This window comes from Leifsonia sp. 10N434, from assembly GCF_056394405.1.
In genome coordinates, this window is the sequence record NZ_JBFTHV010000004.1 from 173,271 (window position 1) to 198,865 (window position 25,595).

A 25,595-nucleotide genomic window follows, 5' to 3' on the forward strand; every position below is an offset into this window, starting at 1 on the left:
TGACGGCCCTGATCGGCGGGGCTAGGCCGCCCCGTCGAACATCGAGGTGACGGAGCCGTCGGTGAAGACCTGCTGGATGGCGTTGGCGAGCAGCGGAGCGATCGGGAGGATCGTCAGCTTCTCGAAGCGCTTGTGCTCCGGCAGCGGCAGCGTGTCCGTCACGACGACGGAGTCGATGACGTCGCTCTGCAGCAACTCGACGGCCGGGTCGCTGAACACGGCGTGGGTGGCGGCGACGACGACGCCGATCGCCCCGTTGGCCTTGAGCGCCTCGGCGGCCTTCACGATGGTGCGGCCGGTGTCGATGAGGTCGTCGACCAGCAGGCAGACGCGTCCGCTCACGTCGCCGACGATCTCGTGCACCGAGACCTGGTTGGGGACCAGCGGGTCGCGACGCTTGTGGATGATCGCGAGCGGCACACCGAGCTTGTCGCTCCAGTTGTCGGCGACGCGGACCCGGCCCATGTCGGGCGAGACCACGGTGAGGGTGCTCGCGTCGAGCTCCTTGCGCATGTGCTCGAGCAGCACCGGCATGGCGAACAGGTGGTCGACGGGACCGTCGAAGAAGCCCTGGATCTGCGCGGCGTGCAGGTCGACCGACATGATGCGGTCGGCTCCGGCCGCCTTGAAGAGGTCGGCGACGAGCCGGGCGGAGATCGGCTCGCGACCGCGGCCCTTCTTGTCCTGCCTGGCGTACGGATAGAACGGGGCCACCACCGTGATGCGCTTGGCGGACGCGCGCTTGAGGGCGTCGACCATGATCAGCTGCTCCATGAGCCACTCGTTGATCGGCGACGTGTGCGACTGGATGACGAAGGCATCCGAGCCGCGCACGCTCTCGTCGAAGCGGGCATAGATCTCCCCGTTCGCGAAAGTGCGGGAATCGGTGGGGACGAGCTCGCTGCCCAGTTCGGAGGCGATGTGCTCGGCGAGTTCGGGATGCGCACGCCCCGAAATCAGAACTAGACGCTTCTGCCCGGTGGTGGTGATCCCTGACACTTACTCTCCGCTCTCTTCCGCAGCTTTGGCGGCGTCGGTGCCCGGACGCTTCTCGGCGACCCAACCTTCGATGTTGCGTTGCGGAGCCACCGTGAGCGCGAGCGCTCCCGCCGGGACGTCCTTGCGGACGATGGTTCCGGCGCCGGTGTACGCTCCGTCACCCATCCTAACCGGCGCGACGAACACGGTGTTCGTGCTCGCACGCACGTGCGAGCCGATCTGGGTGCGGTGCTTGTTCACGCCGTCGTAATTGGCGGTGATCACGCCCGCGCCGAGGTTCGACTTCTCGCCGACCTCGGCATCGCCGACGTAGTTGAAGTGCGCGAGCTTGGTACCGGATCCGATGGTGGCGTTCTTGGTCTCGACGAACGTGCCGATCTTGCCGTCGGAGCCGAGCACCGTTCCCGGCCGCAGGTAGGCGAACGGCCCGACGGTGGCACTGGCGCCGATGACGGACAGCGTCGCATCCGTTCGCTTCACCGTGGCGTTCGCGCCGACCTCGCAGTCGAGCAGCGTCGTGTCCGGGCCCACGACGGCGCCGGACTCGATCGCGGTCGCGCCGCGGATCTGCGTGCCGGGGAGGATGGTCACGTCGGGGGCGAGCTTCGCTTTGACGTCGATCCACGTGGTCGCCGGGTCCTGGATGGTGACCCCGGCGAGCTGCCAGGTGCGCACCAGGAGGGCGTTGAGCTTGGCCGCCGCGTCGCTCAGCTGCGCGCGGTCGTTGATGCCCTCGACGAGCCAGGACTCCCCCACCGGCAGAGCGTCCACGTCGAAGCCCGCCTGCCGCAGCAGGCCGATCACGTCGGTGAGGTACTTCTCGCCCTGGGCGTTGTCCGTGGTCAGCGCGGCGAGCTGGTCGCGCAGCTGTGCGAGCCCGAAGAGGTAGATGCCGGCGTTGATCTCGCCGATCGCGCGCTCGTCCTCCGTCGCGTCCTTGTGCTCGACGATCCGGTCGAGGTGCCCGTCTGCGGTGCGCACGATGCGCCCGTAGCCGGTCGCGTCGGCCGGGAAGGACGACAGGATGGTCGCGGCCGCATCGCCGGCGCGGTGCCGCTCGATCAGCTCGCGGAGCGTGCCGGCGTCGAGGAGGGGCACGTCGCCGTTGACCACCAGCACGTCGCCGGAGAAGTCGGCCGGCAGCGCGGCGACGGCCAGTTCGACGGCGCGGCCGGTGCCGGGCACCTCGTCCTGGTCGACGATGACGCTCTCCGGCAGGTCGGCCGTGATGACCTCCGCCAGGCGGTCGCGCTCGTGACGCACCACCGAGACCACGTGAGCGGCGCCGAGCGACTTCGCCGTCGCCAGCACGTGGCCGACGATCGGCATCCCGCCCAGGGGGTGCAGCAGCTTGGGGGTGGTGGACTTCATCCGGGTGCCCTGTCCGGCGGCGAGCACGATGATGGCGAGGTTCTGGTCGGTCATGGTTCTCCCGGGATCGAAACAATGGTCCGCTCCGCCTCCAGGACTCGAACCTGGACCTAACAGCTCCAAAGGCTGTCGTGCTGCCATTACACCAAGGCGGACCGCGCACAGACGTGCATCCGGCGCACATGACAGTTTGCCAGACCGCGCTCCGAGGTCCCGACGATTCGGCGCCCGCGACGAAATAGCATGGGGGGATGCCTGACGCACGCGACGAGGTCGACCGCATCGTGGATTCGTGGTTGCGCGAGCGCCCCGACCTCGACTTCTCGCCGTTGCAGGTGCTCTCGCGCGTCGCGCGGCTCGCCCGCCACCTCGACCGCGCCCGCCGCACCGCCTTCGACCGCTCCGACCTGGAGTCGTGGGAGTTCGACGTGCTCGCGGCGCTGCGGCGTGCGGGCGCGCCCTATCAACTGAGCCCGAAGGCGCTGCTGCAGCAGACGCTGGTCTCCAGCGGCACCATGACCAACCGCATCGACCGTCTCGTCTCGCGCGAGCTGGTCGAGCGGCGCACCGACCCGAACGACGGGCGGGGCATCCTGGTGCAGATGACGCCGCAGGGGCTCACGCGCGTCGACGCCGCCATCACCCGCCTGGTCGACGCGGAGGACGAGCTGCTCGCCTCCCTCTCCCCCACCGACCAGGAGCGTCTCGCCGCGCTGCTGCGCAAGCTCTCGCTCGGCTTCGACGAGGAGTCGTAGCCGCGAACGCGAACGGCCGACGGCATCCGACGACCCCAAAGGGGGCTCACAGGTGACCGTTATCCCGCTCACATAAAATCGGCCGTGATGAGACTCTCCCGCCTGAAACGCCTACCGTCCCGGGTCAAGCGCGCTGCCCGCTACGAGATCCACGCGTACTGGCGCCGGCAGCCCGTCGTACCCGGCTCGGTCTTCTACGAGTCGTTCTCGGGCAATGGCATGCTCGACAATCCCGAGGCCGTGTTCCGTGCGCTGCTGGCTGCGCCCGATCAGGCCCACCTCACGCACATCTGGGCGCTGTCCGACCTCAACCAATACCGGGCGGCCGTCGACGAGTTCGCCGACGATCCTCGCGTCACCTTCGTGCGCTACGGCTCCTCCGCCTACTACCGGGCGCTCGCCACCAGCCAGTACCTGGTGAACAACGCCACCTTCCCCTCCGACTTCAGCAAGCGCGAGGGCCAGGTCTATCTGAACACCTGGCACGGCACCCCGCTCAAGCGGATGGGCTACGACATCGAAGACGGCGCCCTGGCCACGGCCAACATCATTCGCAACTTCGTCGCCGCCGACTACCTGCTGGCCGCGAACTCCTTCATGGCCGACCAGATGTACGAGACCGGCTACAAGCTCAGCGGCGTCTACCGCGGAACGCTCGTCGAGGAGGGCTACCCCCGCATCGACCGCCAGTTCCTCGACGACGCGGGGCGTGCCGACGCGCGGCGCCGGCTGACCGAGGCCGGAATCCCGCTGGGCGATCGCAAGATCATCCTGTACGCGCCCACCTGGAAGGGTGCGTCGTTCGGGCGACCGACCGACGACATCGACGAGACGCTCGAGCACATCGGCGCCATCGAGGAGCGCATCGACACCAGCCGCTACGTCGTGCTCCTCAAGACGCACCAGACGGTCCACGCCCTCGCCTCGCGGCGCCCCGAACTCAAGCGGATGCTCGTGCCCAACGAGATCCCGACGAACGTCGTGCTCGGCATCACGGACGCTCTGATCACCGACTACTCGAGCATTTTCTTCGACTTCCTTCAGACCGGCCGGCCCATCCTGTTCTTCACGCCGGACCTCGCCGACTACGCCGGCACCCGCGGTCTCTATTTCGAGCCGGACGAGTGGCCCGGCCCGGTGCGGATGTCCGCCCGCGAGATCGGCGAAGACCTCGCTGCGATCGCCGAGAACGCGGACGCCGTGCCCGAGGAGGCGGCCGACCGCTACCGCGCGATGCAGCAGCGGTTCACCCCGTACGAAGACGGCCGGGCAGCCGAGCGCATCGTCGACATCGTGTTCCGCGGCGCCCGCGACGGCTACCGGCTCCGCACCGACCTCGCCCACGACGGCCGCACCTCGATCCTGCTGTACCTCGGCGGCATGCGCCCCAACGGCATCACCACCTCGGCGCTGAACCTGCTCAACAACGTCGACCACGATCGTTTCGACGTGTCGGCGTTCTTCTCGCAGAGCGCGTCGCGCGTGACGATCGCCAAACAGCAGCAGGTCAACCCGAACGTGCGCCAGTTCCCGCGCGTCGGCGGCATGAACGGCGCCAAGCTGCGCCAGCTCGCACGGCACCTCGAATTCCGCCGCGGCCGCATCGCCGATCACGGCACGAACGCGACGCAGAACGAGCTATGGGACGACGAGTGGACGCGCTGCTTCGGAGACAGCCGGTTCGACTACGTCGTCGACTTCTCCGGCTACGGACCGTTCTGGGCTGCTCTGCTCCTGCACTCCCCCGACGCCGTGCGCTCGATCTGGCTGCACAACGATCTGGCCTCGGATGCCCATCGCGAGGTCGGCGGACAGAAGAAGATGCTGCACAGCCTCACCCAGATCTTCACGCTGTACCGGCAGTACGACCACCTCGTCTCGGTGTCGCCCACCCTGTCCGAGATCAACCGCGAGGGCCTGGCGGAGTACGCCGACCCCTCCGCGTTCGTCTCGGCGCTCAACACGGTCGACGCCGAGCACATCCTGGAGAACGCACAGGCCGACCTGCACGAGCTGGCCTTCGACGAGGAGACCGGCGAGGTGCCCGAGTGGGCGCAGGCGCTGCTGGCCGACGACGACGTGACCACCTTCGTGTCGGTCGGGCGGCTCTCGCCCGAGAAGAACCAGGCGCGGCTCATCCGGGCGTTCGCCCGCGTGCACGCGACGCACCCGGCCACGCGTCTCGTGATCGTGGGCTCCGGTCCGCTGGCCGACGAACTCGAAGCCCTGGTTGACGAGCTCGGACTGCGCGGCTCGGTGTTCCTCACCGGCATGCAGCGCAACCCGCACGCGATCATGGCCCACGCCGACTGCTTCGTGCTGTCGAGCGACTACGAGGGCCAGCCGATGGTGATCCTGGAGGCGCTCGTGCTGGGCCTGCCCATCGTCACCGTCGAGTTCGCGTCGGCCAAGAACGCGCTGCCCGCCGGTTCAGGGCTCGTAGTCGCGCAGTCGGACGAGGGCGTGGCCGAGGGGCTCGAAGCGTTCCTGCGCGGCGATGTGCCGGCGAGCACGTTCGACTTCCAGGCCTACAACCGCAAGGCGGTCGAGCAGTTCTATCGGGCGATCGGCGCCGCGGCGGCCGAGACGGCGGGCACCGAGGCCTGACGGCCTGCTCGTCGGGCGCGGGCTCCTCAGTGCGGGCTCGTCAGTGCGGGCTCGTCAGTGCGGGCTCGTCGGCCTCAGACCTCGAGGGTCATGTCGAGGTCGTTGCCGTGGTCGGGGTCGCCGCCGCGGACGAGCACGTAGCGGTGCCGCGACTCGGCCAGGTAGACCACCAGCGGACCGGCCGGCTGCAGGTCGTCGACGACCAGCTGCTTGTCACCGGGGAGCCGCGCATTGAGGGCCCGCAGCGCCGCCTCCACCTCGGGCGGCGCGGCTCGCCCGGCCTCGGCGTCGAAGTACGCCGCCTCGGCCCGGCCCACGGCGACCGTCGAGTCGAAGACCGTGATCGCGATCGCCGCTCGCTCGGCGATGTTGCGTGAATGCCGGCTGTCCGGTGACGACACCCAGCAGACCCGGTCCGTGCCGAACGCTGCGAAGAAGACCGGGGACACCCAGGGCCTTCCCGTCGCGTCCGACGTGCCGAGCACGAGGTAGCGGTTCGTCTCGAGCAGACGTTCGATGGCTGTGCGGTCCTTGGCTGTGCGGTCCATCATGCGATTCCCTCCGTCGCCGATCGCGCGCTACGCGCAGCGCGCTACGCGCAGCGTGCTACGCGCCTGGCGCCCCACACCGTACGCGCTAGGCGCGGTCGACGATGGCCGTCAGGTCGAGGTCGCGCGGCAGCTCACCGTAGAGGGATCCGCGTGCCGGTCCGAGACGTGCCTCGACGAAGCCCCTCCCCACCGCCTCCGGGGCCGTCTGCAGCAGCAGCGAGGCTTGCAGCGCCACGGCCAGCCCGGCGACAAGGGAGCGCACCCGGCCGGCCGCTTCCGCCTCATCGACGCCGGCGACCTCGGCGAGGCGCGCCCGCATCCGGTCGTGGTGCTCGTCGAACACGGGATGGCGGCCGCGCGCCGCCGACAGCTCAGCGTCGAACGCATCAACGCTCTGCGGCTCCCTGGTGACCGCGCGCAGCACGTCGAGCGCGATGACGTTGCCCGAGCCCTCCCAGATCGCCATCACCGGCTGCTCCCGGTAGCGCCGGGCCAGCGGGAACGCCTCCGTGTAGCCGTTGCCGCCCAGGCACTCCAGCGCCTCGTAGGCGTGCCCCGGTCCGCGTTTGCAGACCCAGTACTTCGTGACGGCCGTCGCCAGCCGGCGGAATGCGCGTTCGGCATCCGAGGCGTCGTCGTCGTGAGCGCGGGCGAGCCGGAGCGACACCGCGGTCGCCGCCTCGGACTCGAGAGCCAGGTCGGCGAGCACGGCCGTCATCGCCGGCTGGTCGATCAGGCGGGCGCCGAACGCGCGACGGTGACGCACGTGCCAGGCCGCCTCGGCGACCGACTGGCGCATCCCGGCCGCGCTGCCGTAGATGCAGTCGAGTCGCGTGCGATTGACCATCTCGACGATCGTGCGCACCCCGCGGCCCTCCTCCCCGAGCAGGTAGCCGACTGTTCCGTCGAACTCGATCTCGCTCGACGCGTTCGACCGGTTCCCCAGCTTGTCCTTGAGCCGCTGGATGGCGAACACGTTGCGCGTGCCGTCGTCGAGCACCCGCGGCACGACGAAGCAGCCCAGCCCCGCCGCGGTCTGGGCGAGCACCAGGAATGCGTCGGACATCGGCGCCGAGCAGAACCATTTGTGCCCCGTCAGCAGGTACCGGCCCTCCGACGCCGCGATCGCCCGCGTCGTGTTCGCGCGCACATCCGAGCCGCCCTGCTTCTCGGTCATCGCCATGCCGAACAGCGCCGAGGTCTTCTCCGGCCGCAGCCGCCCGTCGTACTCACGGCTGAGGAGGCGCGGCAGCCAGGCCGCCTCCAGCTCGGGCGTCGCGGCGAGCGCGGCCACCGCCGCATGGCTCATCGAGATCGGGCAGGCGTGCCCAGGCTCGACCTGCGCGAACAGCATGAACGTCGCGGCGCGCGCGACGTTCGCTCCCGGCCTCGGCCGCTCCCAGGCGCTCGTGTGCGCCCCCGCCGCCACGGCCTCACCGAGAATGCGGTGATACGACGGGTCGTACTCGACCTCGTCGATCCGGTTGCCCCAGCGGTCGAACGCCCGCAGCTCGGGTTCGTGCACGGATGCCCGTTCGGCGTCCCGCTGGAAGGCAGCGCTGCCGACCAGTCTCCCCACGCCGCCCAGTCCGGGCACGGCCCAGCCGGCGTCGTAACGCTCCACCCCCTCGACGAGCGGGACGTTCGCGGCGAACTCGTCGACGTCGACGCGTGCGGGCGGCTGATTGATCACGTCGTGAGTGCTCATGCCCCTCATCATCCAACGTTCCGCCGCCGTAGCGCGGTACCGGATGCGCGCCGTCGCGCGATGAGCGGCCTGCGACGAGCGGCCCGCGACGCCTAGGCCTCCAGCCGCTCCGAGAGTTCGAGCCAGCGGGTCTCCAGCGTCGCGATCTCGTCGTCGAGGGCACGCAGCTGGTCGGTGATGGCGCCGATGCCCACATAGTCCCCCTGGTCGTGCTCGGCGAGGCGCTCGTGCGCGGCGGCGACCTGATCGGCGAGCTTGCCGAGCCTCCTATCGATCGAGGAGACCTCCTTCTGGGCCGCGCGCAGTTCCGCGCCGCTCAGGCCGGGAACCGCAGCGGAACCCGTCGATCCGGATGCGGCGGAGCCGGTCGCGGCGAGCGCCGGCGCCCCGCCGTCGGCCGACGACGCCTGGCCGCGACGCAGCTGCAGGTACTGATCGACGCCGCCCGGCAAGTGGCGCAGCGCGGCGTCCATCACGGCGTACTGCTGATCGGTCACGCGCTCGATGAGGTACCGGTCGTGCGAGACGACGATGAGCGTGCCCGGCCAGGAGTCGAGCAGGTCTTCCATCGCCGCGAGCATGTCGGTGTCGAGGTCGTTGGTGGGCTCGTCGAGGATCAGCACGTTCGGCTCGTCGAGCAGGATGAGCAGCAGCTGCAGCCGCCGCTTCTGACCGCCGGAGAGGTCTTTGACGGGGGTGGAGAGCTGCGCGGTGGTGAATCCGAGGCGCTCGAGCATCTGCCCGGGCGTCATCTCCTTGCCGCCGGCGAGGTAGGTGGTGCGCTTGCCGGCGATGACCGCGCTCACGCGGTCGTTCTGCACGTCGTCGAGCTCGGAGAGCTGCTGGGTGAGGCTCACGATCTTCACCGTCTTGCCACGCTTGACGCGGCCGGCCGTCGGCTCGACGGCGCCGGAGATCAGGCCGAGCAGGGTGGACTTGCCCGCGCCGTTCACACCCAGGATGCCGGTGCGCTCACCGGGGGCGATCCGCCATTCGATGTCGCGCAGCACGGTCTTCTGGGTCGGTTCGCCCTCGCTGTCGACCGACGGGTAGACGACCGTCGCGTCCAGCAGGTCGACGACGTCCTTACCCAGGCGCGCCGTCGCCATCTGGTTGAGCTCGACCGCGTTGCGCGGCGGCGGCTCGTTCGCGATCAGGTCCGCCGCCGCGTCCATCCGGAACTTCGGCTTGGACGTGCGGGCGGGGGCTCCCCGGCGCAGCCAGGCGAGCTCCTTGCGCATCAGGTTCTGCCGCTTGTTCTCGATCACCGATGCCATGCGGTCGCGCTCGACCCGCTGCAGGATGTACGCCGCGTAGCCGCCCTCGAACGGCTCGATCAGCCGGTCGTGCACCTCCCAGGTCGCGGTCGAGACCTCGTCGAGGAACCACCGGTCGTGGGTGACGACCACGAGGCCGCCCCCGTTCGCCGGCCAGCGGTTCTTCAGGTGCGTCGCCAGCCACGCGACGCCCTCGATGTCGAGGTGGTTGGTGGGCTCGTCGAGGAACAGGATGTCGTGGTCCTGCACGAGGAGCGCGGCGAGCGCCACGCGACGGCGTTGGCCGCCGGACAGCTCGCCGACGGTCGCATCCCACCGGATGTCGGCCACCAGGCCGCCGAGCACGTCGCGAACCCGCGCATCGCCCGCCCAGACGTGCTCGTCGATACCGCCGACGATGGTCGCCCCCACGGTGAGCGCGGAGTCGAGCTCATCGCCCTGGTCGAGCATCCCGACGCTCACGCCGCGACGGCGGGTGACGCGCCCGGAGTCCGGTTCGAGGCGTCCGGCGAGCAGCGAGAGCAGGGTCGACTTGCCGTCGCCGTTGCGGCCGACGATGCCGACGCGGTCACCCTCGTTGATGCCGACGGTCACGCTGTCGAAGATGACCCGGGTCGGGAATTCGAGGTGCAGCGACTCAGCGCCGAGGAGGTGTGCCATGAGGGTCTCCAGCCTACCGGCGTCGCCTGGGCGCGACGCTCCTGCCGCCGCCCTCGCCGATGCCCCGCCGATGCCCCGCCGATGCCCCCGGACGGGTGATCCCGGTGCGCCGCACGGTGTGCGAGGATCACAAGGATCGGTCCGTGTACGACCCGACATCGCCCGGCCGGTCAGGATGGGGAATCACCGTGACCGACGACGCCGCGAATCCGCCCTCGGCGCCCCTGTTCGGCCGTGACCGTGCTCGCGAGACCGTGCTCCTGGTGGCCCACCGTGCCCTCGGACAGGGCGGCGCGCTCCTGGTCACGGGCGAGGCCGGACTGGGCAAGACGGCACTGCTGGCCGACATCGCCGAACGCCTCGAAGGCTGGACGGTGCTGCGGGTGCACGCCGACTCGTTCGAGTCCGATCTCAGCTACTCGACCGTCGAGCGGCTCGTGCGCGGGCTCAACACGCTCAGTGGGACCAGGGTCCCCCTCCCGCGGCCCGATGACGAGCCGATCACGGTGGGACGCCTGCTGCTGGACGCGATCGATGCCGTGCGCTCACCCGTCTGCGTCGTCGTCGACGATGCCCAGTGGGTCGACGAGGCCTCGGCCAGAGCACTCCGGTTCGTGGTGCGCCGGCTCGCCGAGCAGTCGTTCCTGTTCGCAGCGGCCTCCCGTCCTGTCGCGAACAGCGTCGTCTCGCTCTTCGACGATGTCGCGGCCACGACCGTCAACCACGCGCGCATCGAGCTGACGCCGCTCACGGTCGCCGACACGCAGGAACTCGCTGCCCACCTGCTGGGTCACGCCGTCTCCCGTCGCACCGCGACGCGCCTCACCGAAGCGACGCAGGGTTCGCCGCTGCTGCTCAGCGTGCTCCTCGGCCAGCTGCGCGACACGTTCGCCGAGGCGCTGCATCCGGCCGGCTGGGACCTCCCGGTCTCCGCCATCACTCCGCTCTCCACGGCCGTTTCGGCTGCACTCGAGGGCGCGGACGTCTCCGTGCGCAATGCCGCCGAGTTCGTGGCGGTGCTGCGCGACCCGTTGCCCCTCCCCCTGTTCGGCACCGTCGCCGCGCGTCTCGGGACGCCGGTCGACGCCGAGGGCGCCGTGGCACGCGGTCTGGTTCGCTCCACCGAGCACGACGGCGTGGTCTGGGTCGAACCCGCCCACGCCATCCTGGCCGACGCCATCGCCGCAGACCTGCCGCTGCAGCGCCGGGTGGAGATCCACCGGGTGGCCGCCCAGGTGCTGTCGGGCCATCGCGCGCTCCGCCACCGGGTGGAGGCCGCCGACACGGCCGACCCGACGCTGGTGACCGAGCTCCTCGCCGCCGCCCTGCTCGCCGCCGACCGCGGCCAGGCCGACCAGGCGATGAGTTACGCCCGCTCCGCCGTGCACCTCGCCGCTCCGGGCGACGAGCACGAACGCGCGCTGCTCGAGATCGGTCTGCTCGCCATGCGCACCCGGATGCACGAGCGCATCTTCGATCTGACCCCGGCGATCGAGGCCCTGCCCGCCTCACCGACCCGCGATGCCGTGCTCATCGAGCTGCGCACCCTCACCGGCGACATCCCGGGCGCCCTCGCGCTCGCGCTGGCCATCGACGCCGCTCCCGCCACGACACCGGATGAGCGTGCCATCCGGTCGCACGTCGCCGAGGCGATCCCCAAGATCCTGATGGCCACGCGCGACATGGCCGGAACGGTCGACTACCTCGAAGCCGGCCGCCACCACATCGCCGCCGCGCCGACCGACTCCTCCGAGATCTCCGACCCGGCCCTGCGCTGGCTCGCCCAGCCGTACGACGATCTGCTCCGCCTGCTCGGCTGGGGGCTCATCGCCGCCGGGCACATGCGCCGCGGGGACCTCATCGCGGCCCTGGTCGCCGAGCTGGATCAGCTGCTCGACGGCGAGGAGTCCCCCGCGGCCGCCGACGCACTGGTCACCCGCGCCCGCGTCTTCATCCTGTCCGGCGACATCGAACGCGCCCGCGACGATCTCGCGCGGGCGGCGGGCCTCGTGCGCCGCTTCCCGTCGAGCTGGACGGCCGGCTTCGCCCGCACCATCTACGCCCACGTGCTCTTCCTCGTCGGGGAGTGGGACGAGTCCGTGACGCTCGCAGACGCCGCGGTGGCCCTCGCGCTCGACGAGACCGACCTGTCCGGCTGGCCGATCGCGCTCACCGCCTCGGCGCTCGTGCGCGCCGGCCGTGGCGAGGCGGCCGCAGTCGAAGAGCGGCTGAGCTCGGCCTCGCGCGCCCGCCTCGGCTTCGCCGGTTCGTACGACGGCGACATCCCGTTCATCGCCCGCGCCGAACTCGCGCGTGCTCTCGGCGATGCGGCGGCTCAGCTCGCCGCGACGGAGGCCGCGGAGGAGGTCGCGACTCCGGCCTCCACCCTCGGATGGACGACCTACCGCGTCGACGCCCTCGCCGCCCTCGGCCGTGCCGACGACGCACGGGCCGCCCTCGAGGCGTGCCGCGACCCGCGCCGGCTCTGGCGGCCGTTCTACGGCTCGCTGGGCTGGCTCGAGGGTCGCGTTCTCGAAGCCGAAGGGCGCCACGAGGAGGCCGTCGCGTCCTACCTCGGATCTCTGGAGGAACCGGGCTCCGCCCTGTTCCCGTTCCCGCACGCGGTGGCCGCGCTCGATGCCGGCCGCCTGCTGCTCACGCTCGGAACCGACCCGGAGCGGGCGCGCGCACTGCTCGAGACGGCGGCGGGCGCATTCCGCCGACTCGGTGCTCCCGCCTACCTCGCCCGCTGCACACACCTGCTCGCGGAGCCGGCAGTGGCCGACCCCGGAGGGCCGGTCGCGGAGCGCCACGATCCGTTCGCGCCCCTCACCACACGTGAGCGGCAGGTGGCGCACGCGCTCGCGGCGGGGATGACCAACAAGGAGATCGCCGAGCGGCTCTACGTGTCGGTCACGACGGTGAACTTCCACGTGCGCAACATCCTGGCGAAGCTGGAGCTGACCTCGCGCCGCGACCTGCGCAAGCTCAGTTCACCCCGCGGCTCGCGGCGCACGACGTCGCCACGGCCGCCGGACTTCCCGCATCCGTCGGGCGATCCGCGGCCGCATCCCGGCGGGCAGCACACCAGCCGTCCGCGCAAGGGCTGAGCGGAGCGGTTCGAACGGTGCCCGTCAACTGTTGACGGTTTTCCCGTCACGATTGGGAGCGTCTCCGCGGCGCTCGCTAGCGTGGAAACACCAGCCGGGATGCCCGTCCCGGACCGCATGGATACGCTTCCCTCGACGAATCGTCTCAACACCCGACATGCGCGCCGCGTTCGGGCATCTCCGGATGGCACGCCTCTCGGGACCCGCATCCCGTGCGCGTGCGGATCGCTCTAGTCGCCGATGATGCGAGCGCCGTGAACCGGCCCCGTCGCCCGAACGGCGGTGAGCCGGGACGCACTGAGTGCGATCTGCAGGTCGAGGGCACTGTCGAGGTCGGCCGTCAGAAACGCGACGGTCGGCCCCGACCCCGACACGATCCCGGCCAGCGCTCCGTTCATCTCGCCCAGCTCGAGCACCTCGCCGATCTCCGGCGCGAGGTGGATGGCGGGCGCCTGGAGGTCGTTCGTGAGCGACTCGGCGAGCATGTGCGGGTCGCCGGCGCGGAGCGCCTGGAGCACCGCGGTGTCGACGCTGGGCTTCACCTGGGCCGGCGCGATGTCGCGCAGGTGGCGTTCACGGTGACGGTCGAGTTCGGTGTACACGGTCGGCGTGCTCAGCTGGCTGTCGGGGAGGGCGAGCACCCATTGGAACTGCCCGATCGCGAGCGCGGGGCTCAGCCGGTCGCCGCGTCCGGTGCCGATCGCCGTGCCGCCGAGCAGTGCGAACGGCACATCGGCTCCGAGCCGGGCCGCGAGGGCGTGCAGGTCGTCCTTCGACGCCTCGGTGCCCCACAGCGCGTCGCAGGCCACGAGTGTCGCTGCGGCATCGGCGGAGCCTCCGCCCATGCCGCCGGCGACAGGAACGTGCTTGTCGATCTCGAGCCGCACGCCGCCGGTGTAGCCCGTCTTGCGGGCGAGCATCCTGGCGGCCTTGATGGCGAGATTCGTGCCGTCTGTCGGCACGTCGGAGGTGTCGACCGACCCGGTGAACTCCACCGAGAAGTCGTCGGCCGGGTAGGCGCGCACGTCTTCGTAGAGCGAGACGGCCTGATAGGCGGTGGCGACGTCGTGATACCCGTCGTCCATCACCGCGCCGACCCGCATGAACACGTTGATCTTGCCCGGTGCTCTGACGTGCACCATCTCAGCCGGCGACGAGTTCATGCTTCCAACCTACAGGCGCTCGGCCGGTCGTCTACTCCACGCGCCTACGGCACTCGGGCGAGCGCGACGAAGTCGGCGATCCCGAGCTGTTCGCCGCGGTCCGTCGGCGCGAGACCGGCCGCTTCGAGCGCTGCGGATGCCGTGGCCGAGTCGCCGTAGACCGGTGCGAGCGCCTGCCGCAGCATCTTGCGCCGCTGCTGGAACGCCGCATCCACGAGCTCGAACGTTCGGCGGCGCAACGCCTCGTCGCCGGGCTGCTCGTCGTGCCGTTCGAACGCCACGAGCACCGAGTCGACGTTCGGCACCGGCCAGAACACCTGGCGGCTCACATTGCCGGCCGTGCGCCAGGTGCCGTACCAGGCGGCCTTCACGCTCGGGGCGCCGTAGACCTTGGAACCCGGGTCGGCCGCCACGCGGAAGCCGACCTCCGCCTGCACCATCACCACGCCCGACCGGATGCTGTCGAAATGCTCGAGGAAGTGCAGCAGCACGGGCACCGACACGTTGTACGGGAGGTTCGCCACGAGTCGCGTCGGGGACTGCGGGAGCTCCTCGATCGTCATGGCGTCCTGGTGGATCACCGTGAGGGCGTCGGCGACATCGGGAGCGAGGGCGGAGACGGTCTTCGGCAGCTGCGCCGCCAGCCGTCGGTCGATCTCGACGGCGATCACGGTCGCGCCGACCTCGAGGAGACCGAGCGTGAGCGAGCCGAGGCCCGGTCCGACCTCGACGACCGTGTCGCCCGGCTGGACGCCCGCGACCCGCACGATGCGCCTGACCGTGTTGGCGTCGATGACGAAGTTCTGGCCGAGCTTCTTCGTTGGCGTGACGTCGAGCAGCTCGGCGAGATCGCGGATCTCGGCCGGCCCGAGGAGGCGGAGCTCGCTCACGCGAGAGGTCCGATCGCCGTCGCCGGGGGCGAGGCGACGGGTTCGGCATCCCAGCGGCCGTAGACGAGCTCGGTGTTCGAGCTGATCTGCGCGGCGAGCGTCGATGCGTCGGTTCCCAGCGTGTCCGCCATCGCGCGCAGGGTGTGCGGGATCAGGTACGGCGCGTTCGGGCGCCCGCGGAACGGCGTCGGCGTCAGGAACGGCGCATCCGTCTCGACCAGGATGAGCGCGCGCGGTGCGGCCTCGAGCGCGGCGCGGAGGTTTCCGGCGTTCTTGAACGTGACGTTGCCGGCGAACGACATGTACCAGCCGTTCTCGGCGCACACCTCGGCCAGCGCGACGTCGCCCGAGAAGCAGTGGAAGACGGTGCGCTCGGGTGCGCCGACCCGCTTGAGCGTCGCGACGACGTCGGCGTGGGCATCCCGGTCGTGGATCTGCAGCGCGATGTCGTTCTGCTTCGCGATCTCGATGTGCGCCTCGAACGAACGGAACTGCGCGTCGCGGCGCGGCCCCTCCTCCGTGCGGTAGAAGTCGAGGCCCGTCTCGCCCACGGCACGCACGCGGGGGCGGGTCGCGAGCTCCGCGATGACCGCGAGTGCGTCGTCGAGCTCTCCGCGCTCCGCGTAGTCGGGGGCGTCGTTGGGGTGGAGCGCGACGGCGGCGAGCATCCGGGGCTCGATCGCGGCCATCTCTGCCGACCAGCGCGACGTCTCGACGTCGTTGCCCACCTGCACCACGCCGCGCACGCCGACACTCGACGCGCGGTCGAGCTGCTCGCGGTAGTCGAGCGGGTCGGTGCCGTCGGAGATCTCGAGGTGGGTGTGGTTGTCGTACACGGGCACGACGAGCGCCTCCGGCAGCGGCGGATACTCCAGGTCACGTCCATCGGTGACGTGACGCTGCCGGATGAACGCCGGATCGGTCATGCGCCGGGCACCGCGTCCGCGTCGATCCGCGGGAACAGCGCCTCGAGCCCGTTCACCGTGGTGCCTGCCGGGAGCTGACCCCAGTCGCCCGCCGAGCGGATCGGCTGCTCGTCGAGCGCGCCCAGTTCGTCTTCCGCGCCGAGCGCCTGCCACAGCTTGAGCGTCGCCACCGGCACGACGGGCGACAGCAGCACCGCCAGGGCGCGCAGGCCCTCCGACGCCGTGTACAGCACCGTGCTGAGGCGCTCACGCTGTGTCTCGTCCTTGGCGAGCGACCACGGCTCCTGGGCCGTGATGTAGCCGTTGAGCTCGTCGACGATCGTCCAGATCGCCGACAGCGCGTCGTGGATGGCGAGCTTCTCGATGGCCGCGTCCGCCGCCGCCGTCGCGTCGGTGATCGTGGCCTGCACCGCGAGGTCGGCCTCTTCGTAACGGCCGGCCGGCGGCACAACGCCCTCGAAGTATCGCGTGACCATCGCGATCACCCGCGACGCCAGGTTTCCGAAGCCGTTCGCGAGTTCCGCCTGGTAGCGCGCGGCCAGATCCTCCCAGCTGAACGAGCCGTCCTGACCGAAGCTGATGGCGCGCATGAAGTAATACCGGAAGGCGTCCGACCCGAACGTGTCGGTGATCTGCGTCGGCGCGATTCCGGTCAGTTTCGACTTGGACATCTTCTCGCCGCCGACGAGGAGCCAGCCGTGACCGAACACACGGTGCGGCACGTCGAGCCCGGCCGCCAGCAGCATCGCCGGCCAGATCACGGCGTGGAATCGCAGGATGTCTTTGCCCACGATGTGCGTCGCCGGCCACCGGCGCGCGAAGTTCTCGTCGTCCTGCCCGTAGCCGACCGCAGTGACGTAGTTCAGCAGCGCGTCGAACCAGACGTACACGACATGCGACTCGTCCCACGGGACCTTGATGCCCCAGTCGAAGCTCGAGCGCGAGATCGACAGGTCGCTGAGCCCCTGCCGCACGAAGCTCACGACTTCGTTGCGCGCCGACTCCGGCTGCACGAATTCGGGGTTCTCCTCGTAGAGGGCGAGCAGCGCATCGGCGAACTGGCTCATGCGGAAGAAGTAGTTCTTCTCCTGCAGCAGCTCGAGCGGCTTCGAGTGGATGGCGCAGACCTTCTGGCCCTCGTACTCCCCCGTGCCGTCGATGATCTCGCTCTGCGGCTTGAACTCCTCGCAGCCGACGCAGTACAGGGCCTCGTACTCACCGGCATAGATGTAGCCGTCGTCGTACAGCTTCTGCAGAAAGCGCTGGACGTTCTGCTCGTGACGCACGTCGGTGGTGCGGATGAAGTCGTCGTTGGCGATGTCGATGGTCTTCAGGAGGGGCAGCCACTCCGTGCTCACCAGACGGTCGGCCCACTCCTTGGGCGTGGTCCCGTTGGCGGTGGCCGTCCGCAGGATCTTCTGCCCGTGCTCGTCGGTGCCGGTGAGGAGCCAGGTGTCGTCGCCGGCCTGGCGGTGCCAGCGGGCGAGCACATCGGCGGCGACCTCGGTGTAGGCGTGCCCGATGTGCGGGACATCGTTCACGTAGAAGATCGGCGTGGTGATGTAGAACGAAGAGCCGTCGGACATGCTGTCTATCCTACGGGCGCGCAGGGGCGTGGTTCGGCGTGTTACCGCGGGTGTGGATCAGTGTCGGGCCGGTGGGGTTGTGGAGGCCGGTGGGGTGGTCGGTGCCTGGATGCTGTGGGGTGAACCCGCCTCCACAGGGCGGTGATATCCACTGTTGTCCACAGGCAAAATTGCTGATCAAGAGTGATATTTGCGACTCAGAATGTCGGTGGCACCTGATTCGATGGACTCATGACCACGAACCCGGCCGCTTCATTTCGCGAACTCGCGTCGTGCATCGCGCTGCTCGGAGAGCTCGTGGCGACCGCCGGGTCCGTTTCGCCTCACCCGATGCCACTCCCGCTCTCGCGCGACGAGTTGCTGAAGGCCGTGACCGATCTCGGTGAGGCGCAGGCCGTGCTCGACGCGGTGAAAGTGGCCGTCACGGGCGAGGTGGTCCGGCGTTCCGTGGTGCTCGACGACGACAATCCCGTGAAGCACACCAGCCACGCCTCCCCCGCCACGCTACTGGCCGAGCGGTGGCGGCTGCCGCTCCCCGCCGCACGGCAGCTCTGCCGGGTGGCCGAGGGCGTCGCACCGAGGCAGAGCATCCTCGGCGAGGTTCTTCCGGCGCCGTTCCCGGTACTGGCAGCCGCGATCGCGGAGCCGCTGGCCATGCCGGCTGCCGCCGACCGTGAGATTGACGCCGTTGCTGCCCCAGGCGGCGCCGTTGCAGGCGCAGTCCGGGGCGTGAGCGTCCACCACGCGGCCGTCATCGTGCGCGAGCTGAATAAGGCGGCGCCGTCCTGCTCCGTCGACGCGATCGCCGAAGGCGAGCGGCTGCTCGTGGAGCATGCGCCCGACCTCTCCGTCGAAGAGACCCGCGTGCTCGCCGCACACGTGCGCGACCGCCTCGACGAAGACGGCATCGAGCCCCGCGAAGACCGCCAGCGACGCCGCCGCTCACTCACGATCACCACGACCGCCGACGGCATGACCCACGTGGACTGGTACCTCGACCCCGAGTCGGCGGCCTCCGTGGTCACCGCGATCGACACGCTGGTCGGCGCGCAGCTCAGGCGCGTGCAGTTCGGCGACCCGGGAGTGGGCGGTGCACCCGGTGCGTCCGGTGTTTCCGGTGCTTCCGGTGCTTCCGGTGCTTCCGGTGCTTCCGGTGCTTCCGGTCCATCGTTCACCGCGTCGTCCGGCGACGCGCTCGCCGAGCTCACCGCGATTCCCGAGACTCGTAGCCTTGCGCAGATCCGTTCGGATGAGGCGACGGAGGTGTTCCGGCACCTGGCATCGTGCTCCTTGCCCGCCGTGGCAGGCCACCCGCCCGTCAGCGTGGTCGTGCGCATCGGACTCGACGCCCTCGTCTCCGGCCGCGGGCGCGGGGAGATCGATGGTGTCGAGGCGCCCGTGAGCGCCGCCACCGTGCGACGCATGGCGGCTGATGCGAAGATCATCCCTGTCGTGCTCGGTGGAGCCGGCGAGGTCCTCGACCTCGGCCGATCGCGGCGGCTCTTCTCCCGCGCACAGAGGCTCGCCCTCGCGGAGCGCGACGGAGGGTGCGCGTGGTCCGGATGCCCGCACCCGCCGTCCTACACCGAAGCGCACCACATCCGCTGGTGGGACGCCGACGCCGGACCGACAGACCTCGACAACGGGGTCCTGCTCTGCAGCCGTCACCACCATCGCGTCCACGACGACGGCTGGCAGATCGAGGTCAGGCGGAACGTGCCCTACTTCATCCCGCCCGAACACGTCGACCTGTCCCGTCGACCGCGCCGCGGCGGCCGGATCGCACTACCCGAGCGCGTTGCGTAATGGCTGCGTGGTCGGTTCCACGCGGCGCGGGCGGAAGATATCGACGGGGTCAGGTCCGTCAGGGCAGGGTGGCTCAGGTCAGTCGAGCCAGGGCACGTCAGGGCAGTCGGGCCAGGGCACGTCAGGGCAGTCGGGCCAGGGCACGTCAGGGCAGTCGGGCCAGGGCACGTCAGGGCAGTCGGGCCAGGCGAAGCCCGGTGAGGTCAGTCATGCAGTCAGGCCGGGCCAGTTAGGCCGGCCAGTCAGTCCAGGCCAAGCCAGTCGGGCCAGCCAGGTCAGGTCAGCACACACGAGACAGCACAGCAGCAGCCGGCCCGCCCAGCGAGCCAGCGCAGCTCAGCGGCGGTCGAGTGCGGCCTGGTAGAGGTCCCGCTTGCCGAGACCGGTCGCCTCGGCGACTTCGCCGGCGGCGTCTTTGAGGCGTGTGCCATCGGCGACGAGGGCGAGTACCTGGGCGACGCCGGTGTCGAGGTCGACGACGCGCTCGGGGGCACCATCGATGACGATGGCGATCTCGCCTCGCACTCCGTCGGCGGCCCAGGCGGCCAGTTCGGCGGCGGTTCCGCGCTTGACCTCTTCGAACATCTTGGTGAGCTCGCGGCAGACGACGACACGGCGATCGTCGCCGAGGGCTGCGGCGACGTCGAGCAGCGAGGCGGCGAGCCGGTTCGGCGATTCGAAGAAGACCATGGTGCGGCGTTCGCCGGAAAGGGCGCGGAGGGTACTCATCCGGTCGCCGTGCTTGCGCGGAAGGAACCCCTCGAAGGTGAACCGGTCGGTGGGCAGGCCGGAGACGGCGAGCGCGGTGATGACGGCGCTCGGGCCGGGGAGGGCGGTGACGCCGACGCCGGCGGCGGCAGCGGCCTCGACGAGGTGGAATCCCGGGTCGGAGACGGTGGGCATTCCGGCGTCGGAGAGCAGAACGACGTCCTGCTCGCGCGCGAGCTCGACGAGTTCGCCGGCCTTGTCGCGCTCGTTGTGATCGTGCAGGGCGATGAGGCGCGGGCGGTTGGCGATCCCGAGGCCGGCGAGCAGACGCTGAGTGACACGGGTGTCTTCGGCGGCGACGACGGCGGCCTCGCCGAGCACCTCGATGAGCCGCAGGGAGGCGTCTTTGAGGTTGCCGATCGGGGTCGCGGCCAGGATGATCATGGTCCCCAGTCTCTCAGGCGCACGGTCGAGGCACAGCAGACCGGGGCCCGACGTTGAGCCACTCCCATGGATCGGCCCCCTAGCATGATCTGGTGACTTTCACTCCCCCGCCCGGCACCGCCGACGCCTGGACTCCCGCCGGAGACGTCGCGACGAGCACGGCGAACCAGGCGGGCACGGCGAACCAGGCGGGCACGGCGAAGCACGTCCCGAGTCACGCGGCCGCCGAACCGACGGGAACGCGTCTCGACGACTGGTGGGCCAGGACCCTGCGGACGCCGCTGCGGATGAAGCTCTGGTGCTGGGGCGCGCCGATCGCGGTGACGCTGCTGGCGGCGGTCCTGCGACTCTGGAACCTCGGCAACCCGCACGCGCTGGTGTTCGACGAGACGTTCTACGTGAAAGATGCGTACTCGCTGATGCACCTCGGCTACGAGGGCAGCTGGCCCGACAAGGCCGACGCGCAGTTCGCCGCGGGGAACACGAACATCTTCACGTCCGATCCGTCGTTCGTGGCGCATCCGCCGCTGGGCAAGTGGATCATTTCGCTCGGGATGGCGGCGTTCGGCGCGGGCGACGCGTTCGCGTGGCGCATCAGTACGGCGATCGTGGGCATCCTGGCGGTGCTGGTGGTGTTCCTGATCGCGCGCAAGCTCTTCCGCTCGACGATCGTGGCGACGATCGCGGGCTTCCTGATGGCGGTCGACGGGCACGCGATCGTGATGAGCCGGGTCGCGCTGCTCGACAACTCGGTGATGTTCCTGGCGCTGCTGGCGTTCGGTTGCATCCTGCTCGACCGGGAGTGGCATGCGACGCGGCTGGCCGCGTGGGTGGCCGACCGGCGTGCGGCCGGGGAGGATCCGGCGTGGGGGCCGGCGCTCTGGTGGCGTCCGTGGCTGATCGCGGCGGGCATCCTGACGGGCCTGTGCGCGGGGGTGAAGTGGAGCGGCTTCTACTTCCTGGCGTTCTTCGCGGTGTACACGGTCGTGGTCGACATCGTGGCGCGGCGCCGGGTGGGGCTCCCCTTCTACATCACGGGGGCGATTCTCAAGCAGGGTCCGGCGACGTTCGTCCTCATGGTCCCGGTCGCGTTCGTGAGCTACCTCGTGACGTGGACGGGCTGGATCGTGACGAAGGGCGGCTATTACCGCGACTGGGCGCAAGCGACACACCTGCAGTGGAAGGGCGGCCTCAACTGGGTGCCCCTCTGGATCCAGAACCTCTGGCACTACCAGACGGAGATGTACAACTACAGCATCAATCTCCACGTCTCCCACCCGTACCAGGCGAACCCGCTGACGTGGCTGTTCATGATCCGCCCGACGAGCATGTACTACGTCGGCTCGACGGCGGGAGAGAACGGATGCACGGCCAATGCGTGCTCGGCGGCGATCACGTCGCTCGGCAACCCGCTGATCTGGTGGGCGGCCGCGTTGGCGCTCTTCTACCTGGTGTACCGCGTGATCCGGTACCGCGAGTGGCAGTTCGGGCTGATCCTGACCGGTGTGGCGGCGGGCTATCTGCCCTGGCTGCTCTACATCAACCGCACGATCTTCGAGTTCTACGCGATCGCGTTCGAGCCGTACCTGATCCTCGGGCTGGCGGGGGTGATCGGGATCATCATCGGCCGGCGGAGCGATCCGAGCTGGCGGCGCATCCGAGGACTCTGGGTCGTGGGGGTCTACCTGGTGTTCGTGGTGGCGGTGAGCGCGTTCTTCTGGCCGATCTGGACGGCTCAGCAGGTGCCGTTCTGGTTCTGGCAGCTCCACATGTGGCTGCCGAGCTGGGTCTGACGGGCGCGGCACAGCCCGGCCGCCCCTGAGTGCCCTGGCAGAGACCTCGCGATGGTCGGATGCTGGGTGTAGACCGTGGGGTATGACCGATGACACTCCCCTCGACCTCGTACCCCTGCCCGGCAGCGAGCGCCCGACCGCTCCCGGACTCCACGCGCAGTCGGCACTCGATCCCGGGGCGCCCGTCGAGGCGACGCTGATCCTGCGACGCCGTGCTGAGGTCCCGGATGACGCGCTGACGTCGCCGATGTCGCGCGAGCAGTTCGCGACGCAGTACGGGGCGTCGACGGAGGACGTCGCACTGGTGACGGACACGATGACGTCGCTGGGGGTGAACGTCGTCGAGGCCAACGCGGGCGAACGCCGCGTGCGGGTGTCGGGCGGGGCGGCGCTGATGGGCCGGGTGTTCGGCACGGACCTCGAACAGGCCACGAGCACGGATTCGCACGACAACGAGGTGACCCACCGGCACCGCACCGGCGGGCTGAGCATCCCGGCCTCCCTCGCCGGAGTGGTCACGGCCGTGCTGGGGCTCGACGACCGGCCGCAGGCGAGGGCACTGCTGCAGGTGGCACTTCCGCGCGCGGTGAGCACGAGCTACACCCCGCTCGAGCTGGGGGCGATCTACGCGTTCCCCAGCGGCACGGACGGCAGCGGGCAGACGATCGCGATCATCGAGCTCGGCGGCGGCTTCGCGCAGAGCGAGCTCGACACCTACTTCGCCGGTCTCGGGATCACGGGACCGACGGTGACGGCGGTCGGGGTGGACGGCGCCTCCAACCAGCCGGGCGCGGACCCCAACGGCGCGGACGGCGAGGTGCTGCTCGACATCGAGGTGGCGGGGGCTCTCGCGAACGGCGCCGACATCGTGGTGTATTTCGCGCCCAACACCGACGCGGGCTTCGTCGACGCGGTGACGACGGCGGCTCACGCGTCGCCGACCCCGGCGGCGATCAGCATCAGCTGGGGTCAGAGCGAGGACGGCTGGACGGCGCAGGCGCGCACGGCCTTCGACGCCGCTCTGACGGATGCAGCCGCGCTCGGCGTCACGGTGACGGCGGCGGCCGGCGACGACGGAAGCTCCGACCGGGTGACCGACGGTGCCGTGCACGTGGACTTCCCGGCATCGTCGCCGCACGCGCTGGCCTGCGGCGGCACCCGGCTGACGGCGGACGCCTCCACGGGCGTGGTGCAGTCCGAGACGGTCTGGAACAACGGCAACGGCCGGGGCGCGACCGGCGGCGGCGTGAGCGCGGTCTTCCCGCAGCCGTCGTGGCAGGCGAACGTCGGGGTGCCGACGGGCGCGGCGGGCGCGGATGCGGGCGAGTCGGCCAACGGTCCGGGTGGTCGCGGCGTGCCGGACGTGTCGGCGGTGGCCGATCCGCAGACCGGGTACCGGGTGCTGGTCGACGGCAAGGAGATGGTCATCGGCGGCACCAGTGCGGTCGCGCCGCTCTGGGCCGCGCTGGTCGCACGCCTCGTCCAATCGACGGGCAAACCGCTCGGGCTCGCGCAACCGGTGCTGTACGACTCGATCGGCCGCGGCCAGGTCGCGCCGGGCTTCCGGGACATCACGAGCGGCGACAACGGGGCGTACCAGGCCGGCCCCGGATGGGATGCCTGCACGGGCCTGGGCGTCCCCGACGGAACGGCGCTGCTCGCGGCGCTGTGAGGGGTGCGCCGGCCTCCGCCCGTCACCCGGCAGAATGGATGGCGATGAACAGCGCCGCGCCGACCACCAGAACGCTCCCCTGGCTGCCTGGCGTCGCCGTCGCCGCACTCGCCGCCCTGGTCGCGTGGGGCATCCATTGGCTGGTGCCGGCGGTGCCGCTGCTGACGGCGGCGGTGGTGCTCGGGATCGTGGTGGGCCAGCTGCCGTTCGCGCGTCCCGCGGTGACCGGCGTGCTGGCGCCGGGGCTGTCGACGGCGGCGAAGCGGCTGATGCGCCTCGGAGTGGTGCTGCTCGGGCTCAAGCTGAGTCTCGGTGACATCGCCGGTCTCGGCTGGGTGACGATCCTCACGACGGTCGCGATCGTGGTGGTCACCTTCGTGGGCACGATCGGACTCGGCCGGCTGTTCCGCCTGCCCGGTCATCAGCCGCTGCTGGTGGCGACAGGCTTCTCGATCTGCGGCGCCTCGGCGATCGGCGCGATGAGCGGCGTGGTGAAGTCCAAGGACGAGGAGACGGCGACGCCGGTCGCGCTGGTGACGCTCTGCGGCACGCTGGCGATCTTCGTGCTGCCGGTGCTCTGGCATCCGCTGGGGCTGACGTCGTTGCAGTTCGGCCACTGGGTCGGCGCGGGGGTGCACGACGTCGGCCAGGTGGTCGCGACCGCGCAGATCGCCGGATCGGCCGCGCTCGCGGTGGCGATCGTGGTCAAGCTGACCCGCGTGCTGATGCTGGCTCCGATGGTGGCGATCGCGTCGGTGGTCGAGCGTCGCCGTCACGTCGACCCCGACCCGGCGGCGAAGCGCCCCGCGATCGTTCCCCTGTTCGTGGCGGGGTTCATCGTGGCGGTGCTGGTGCGCTCCTTCGTGCCGCTGCCTGCCGTGGTGCTCGACGGGGCGGACGCCGCGCAGACGGCACTGCTCGCGATGGCGCTGTTCGGGCTCGGCACGGCGGTGCGGCTGCGCACGCTCCTGGGCACCGGCTGGCGCTCGCTCGCGGTCGGCCTGCCGTCGTGGGTGCTGATCGCGGCCCTCGCGCTCGGGGCCGTGCACCTGTCGAGCTAGTTCGTCGACGGGCTAGTGCGCGTCGACGAGCTTGAGCCCGATCACGCAGCCGACGAGCCCCAGGATGAGCAGCACCTTGACGAGCGAGAACCCTTCGCCTCCGAACACCATGGCGTAGAGCACGGTGAGAGCCGCCCCGATGCCCACCCAGACGGCGTAGGCGGTGCCCGTGGAAATCCCGCGCATGGCGAAGGCGAGCCCAGCCATGGAGGCGAGCAGGGCGACGCCGAAGGTGACGGTCGGCCAGAGCTTGGTGAAGCCCTCCGACTTGCCGAGCGCGGTCGCCCAGACGGCCTCGAGGACACCGGAACCGATGAGTACGATCCAGGACAGCATGGTTCACTCCCATGGCCAGTCTTGTCGCGCTCCGGGTACTGAACCGTCGTCCGGGATCACCGTCGCGATGATCTAATACAAGTGTACCAGAACCAGGAACGACGTCCCAGAACGCGGGGCGCGGACCGGTTGCGGCGTATTACGCGGACGGGTCCCGTGGCCCGGCTGCTCC

18 protein-coding genes, 1 tRNA gene and 1 riboswitch are annotated in these 25,595 nt (G+C 70.4%); of the genes, 7 read left to right on the forward strand and 12 right to left on the reverse strand.

What is annotated here, in order from left to right:
- Nucleotides 1-21: 21 nt before the first annotated feature.
- The 3 genes from AC1DB1_RS12205 to AC1DB1_RS12215 all read right to left on the reverse strand — a co-directional run bounded on the left by AC1DB1_RS12205 (nt 22) and on the right by AC1DB1_RS12215 (nt 2,525).
- Entirely contained in the window at nt 22-999 is a 978-nt protein-coding gene (locus tag AC1DB1_RS12205) for a ribose-phosphate diphosphokinase (RefSeq protein ID WP_271175293.1), read from the reverse strand.
- Nucleotides 1,000-2,424 (reverse strand): bifunctional UDP-N-acetylglucosamine diphosphorylase/glucosamine-1-phosphate N-acetyltransferase GlmU, encoded by a 1,425-nt coding sequence (glmU, locus tag AC1DB1_RS12210; protein WP_477200947.1) that lies wholly within the window; start codon nt 2,422-2,424, stop codon nt 1,000-1,002.
- 29 nt (nt 2,425-2,453) lie between these two features.
- Nucleotides 2,454-2,525 (reverse strand) — tRNA-Gln (locus AC1DB1_RS12215).
- 96 nt (nt 2,526-2,621) lie between these two features.
- Here AC1DB1_RS12215 and AC1DB1_RS12220 point away from each other — a divergent pair.
- The gene (locus AC1DB1_RS12220; RefSeq protein WP_271175295.1) at nt 2,622-3,125 is read left to right on the forward strand and encodes a MarR family winged helix-turn-helix transcriptional regulator; all 504 of its coding nucleotides are present in this window, start codon (nt 2,622-2,624) and stop codon (nt 3,123-3,125) included.
- An 87-nt stretch (nt 3,126-3,212) separates the two neighbouring features.
- Complete coding sequence (locus AC1DB1_RS12225) at nt 3,213-5,732, forward strand: CDP-glycerol glycerophosphotransferase family protein (protein ID WP_477200948.1); 2,520 nt, start codon at nt 3,213-3,215, stop codon at nt 5,730-5,732.
- Between the two features lie 74 nt (nt 5,733-5,806).
- Here the strand turns inward: AC1DB1_RS12225 and AC1DB1_RS12230 are convergent, their stop codons facing one another.
- From AC1DB1_RS12230 to AC1DB1_RS12240, 3 genes are all read right to left on the reverse strand, one after another.
- On the reverse strand, nt 5,807-6,283 hold the full coding sequence (locus tag AC1DB1_RS12230) for a pyridoxamine 5'-phosphate oxidase family protein (protein ID WP_477200949.1): 477 nt from the start codon (nt 6,281-6,283) through the stop codon (nt 5,807-5,809).
- Nucleotides 6,284-6,368: 85 nt separating this feature from the next.
- A complete protein-coding gene (locus AC1DB1_RS12235; protein WP_477200950.1) occupies nt 6,369-7,991 on the reverse strand; it encodes an acyl-CoA dehydrogenase family protein in 1,623 nt (540 codons plus the stop codon).
- 92 nt (nt 7,992-8,083) lie between these two features.
- Nucleotides 8,084-9,928 (reverse strand): ABC-F family ATP-binding cassette domain-containing protein, encoded by a 1,845-nt coding sequence (locus tag AC1DB1_RS12240; protein WP_477200951.1) that lies wholly within the window; start codon nt 9,926-9,928, stop codon nt 8,084-8,086.
- Between the two features lie 143 nt (nt 9,929-10,071).
- On the opposite strand from AC1DB1_RS12240, the gene AC1DB1_RS12245 reads away from it, so the two are divergent.
- Nucleotides 10,072-13,038 carry a helix-turn-helix transcriptional regulator gene (locus AC1DB1_RS12245; RefSeq protein ID WP_477200952.1) on the forward strand — a complete coding sequence of 989 codons (2,967 nt, stop codon included), beginning with the start codon at nt 10,072-10,074 and terminating at the stop codon, nt 13,036-13,038.
- A gap of 230 nt (nt 13,039-13,268) precedes the next feature.
- On the opposite strand, the gene AC1DB1_RS12250 is transcribed toward AC1DB1_RS12245, so the two are convergent.
- Genes AC1DB1_RS12250 through metG form a run of 4 tightly spaced genes read right to left on the reverse strand, consistent with a single transcriptional unit; the run spans nt 13,269 to nt 17,603 of the window.
- The gene (locus AC1DB1_RS12250; protein WP_477200953.1) at nt 13,269-14,201 is read right to left on the reverse strand and encodes a 4-(cytidine 5'-diphospho)-2-C-methyl-D-erythritol kinase; all 933 of its coding nucleotides are present in this window, start codon (nt 14,199-14,201) and stop codon (nt 13,269-13,271) included.
- A 44-nt stretch (nt 14,202-14,245) separates the two neighbouring features.
- Nucleotides 14,246-15,091 carry a 16S rRNA (adenine(1518)-N(6)/adenine(1519)-N(6))-dimethyltransferase RsmA gene (gene rsmA, locus AC1DB1_RS12255; protein ID WP_477200954.1) on the reverse strand — a complete coding sequence of 282 codons (846 nt, stop codon included), beginning with the start codon at nt 15,089-15,091 and terminating at the stop codon, nt 14,246-14,248.
- A complete protein-coding gene (locus tag AC1DB1_RS12260) occupies nt 15,088-16,017 on the reverse strand; it encodes a TatD family hydrolase (protein ID WP_271175303.1) in 930 nt (309 codons plus the stop codon). Before AC1DB1_RS12260 ends, rsmA begins: the two co-directional genes overlap by 4 nt.
- Nucleotides 16,014-17,603: a methionine--tRNA ligase gene (metG, locus tag AC1DB1_RS12265; RefSeq protein ID WP_271175304.1), complete on the reverse strand. Its 1,590-nt coding sequence runs from the start codon at nt 17,601-17,603 to the stop codon at nt 16,014-16,016. Before metG ends, AC1DB1_RS12260 begins: the two co-directional genes overlap by 4 nt.
- A 231-nt stretch (nt 17,604-17,834) precedes the next feature.
- On the opposite strand from metG, the gene AC1DB1_RS12270 reads away from it, so the two are divergent.
- Nucleotides 17,835-19,409: an HNH endonuclease signature motif containing protein gene (locus tag AC1DB1_RS12270; RefSeq protein WP_477200955.1), complete on the forward strand. Its 1,575-nt coding sequence runs from the start codon at nt 17,835-17,837 to the stop codon at nt 19,407-19,409.
- A gap of 336 nt (nt 19,410-19,745) precedes the next feature.
- Here the strand turns inward: AC1DB1_RS12270 and rsmI are convergent, their stop codons facing one another.
- Nucleotides 19,746-20,561 carry a 16S rRNA (cytidine(1402)-2'-O)-methyltransferase gene (rsmI, locus tag AC1DB1_RS12275; RefSeq protein ID WP_477200956.1) on the reverse strand — a complete coding sequence of 272 codons (816 nt, stop codon included), beginning with the start codon at nt 20,559-20,561 and terminating at the stop codon, nt 19,746-19,748.
- A 92-nt stretch (nt 20,562-20,653) separates the two neighbouring features.
- Here rsmI and AC1DB1_RS12280 point away from each other — a divergent pair, with 92 nt between their 5' ends.
- The 3 genes from AC1DB1_RS12280 to AC1DB1_RS12290 all read left to right on the forward strand — a co-directional run bounded on the left by AC1DB1_RS12280 (nt 20,654) and on the right by AC1DB1_RS12290 (nt 25,087).
- Nucleotides 20,654-22,354: a dolichyl-phosphate-mannose--protein mannosyltransferase gene (locus AC1DB1_RS12280; protein WP_477200957.1), complete on the forward strand. Its 1,701-nt coding sequence runs from the start codon at nt 20,654-20,656 to the stop codon at nt 22,352-22,354.
- A gap of 82 nt (nt 22,355-22,436) precedes the next feature.
- The gene (locus tag AC1DB1_RS12285) at nt 22,437-24,026 is read left to right on the forward strand and encodes a S53 family peptidase (RefSeq protein WP_477200958.1); all 1,590 of its coding nucleotides are present in this window, start codon (nt 22,437-22,439) and stop codon (nt 24,024-24,026) included.
- Between the two features lie 38 nt (nt 24,027-24,064).
- Complete coding sequence (locus AC1DB1_RS12290; RefSeq protein WP_477200959.1) at nt 24,065-25,087, forward strand: YeiH family protein; 1,023 nt, start codon at nt 24,065-24,067, stop codon at nt 25,085-25,087.
- Between the two features lie 12 nt (nt 25,088-25,099).
- Here the strand turns inward: AC1DB1_RS12290 and AC1DB1_RS12295 are convergent, their stop codons facing one another.
- Nucleotides 25,100-25,420 (reverse strand): DMT family transporter, encoded by a 321-nt coding sequence (locus tag AC1DB1_RS12295; protein WP_271175747.1) that lies wholly within the window; start codon nt 25,418-25,420, stop codon nt 25,100-25,102.
- Nucleotides 25,421-25,433: 13 nt separating this feature from the next.
- A riboswitch (guanidine-III (ykkC-III) riboswitch) is annotated at nt 25,434-25,499 on the reverse strand.
- Nucleotides 25,500-25,595: the final 96 nt, after the last annotated feature.

Excerpts from the sequence above, each read along its gene's own strand:
- glmU (WP_477200947.1), bottom strand. The coding sequence starts at position 2,424 with ATGACCGACCAGAACCTCGCCATCATCGTGCTCGCCGCCGGACAGGGC.
- AC1DB1_RS12220 (WP_271175295.1), top strand. The coding sequence starts at position 2,622 with ATGCCTGACGCACGCGACGAGGTCGACCGCATCGTGGATTCGTGGTTG.
- AC1DB1_RS12225 (WP_477200948.1), top strand. The coding sequence starts at position 3,213 with ATGAGACTCTCCCGCCTGAAACGCCTACCGTCCCGGGTCAAGCGCGCT.
- AC1DB1_RS12230 (WP_477200949.1), bottom strand. The coding sequence starts at position 6,283 with ATGATGGACCGCACAGCCAAGGACCGCACAGCCATCGAACGTCTGCTC.
- AC1DB1_RS12235 (WP_477200950.1), bottom strand. The coding sequence starts at position 7,991 with ATGAGCACTCACGACGTGATCAATCAGCCGCCCGCACGCGTCGACGTC.
- AC1DB1_RS12240 (WP_477200951.1), bottom strand. The coding sequence starts at position 9,928 with ATGGCACACCTCCTCGGCGCTGAGTCGCTGCACCTCGAATTCCCGACC.
- AC1DB1_RS12250 (WP_477200953.1), bottom strand. The coding sequence starts at position 14,201 with ATGAACTCGTCGCCGGCTGAGATGGTGCACGTCAGAGCACCGGGCAAG.
- AC1DB1_RS12260 (WP_271175303.1), bottom strand. The coding sequence starts at position 16,017 with ATGACCGATCCGGCGTTCATCCGGCAGCGTCACGTCACCGATGGACGT.
- metG (WP_271175304.1), bottom strand. The coding sequence starts at position 17,603 with ATGTCCGACGGCTCTTCGTTCTACATCACCACGCCGATCTTCTACGTG.
- AC1DB1_RS12270 (WP_477200955.1), top strand. The coding sequence starts at position 17,835 with ATGACCACGAACCCGGCCGCTTCATTTCGCGAACTCGCGTCGTGCATC.
- rsmI (WP_477200956.1), bottom strand. The coding sequence starts at position 20,561 with ATGATCATCCTGGCCGCGACCCCGATCGGCAACCTCAAAGACGCCTCC.
- AC1DB1_RS12285 (WP_477200958.1), top strand. The coding sequence starts at position 22,437 with ATGACCGATGACACTCCCCTCGACCTCGTACCCCTGCCCGGCAGCGAG.
- AC1DB1_RS12290 (WP_477200959.1), top strand. The coding sequence starts at position 24,065 with ATGGCGATGAACAGCGCCGCGCCGACCACCAGAACGCTCCCCTGGCTG.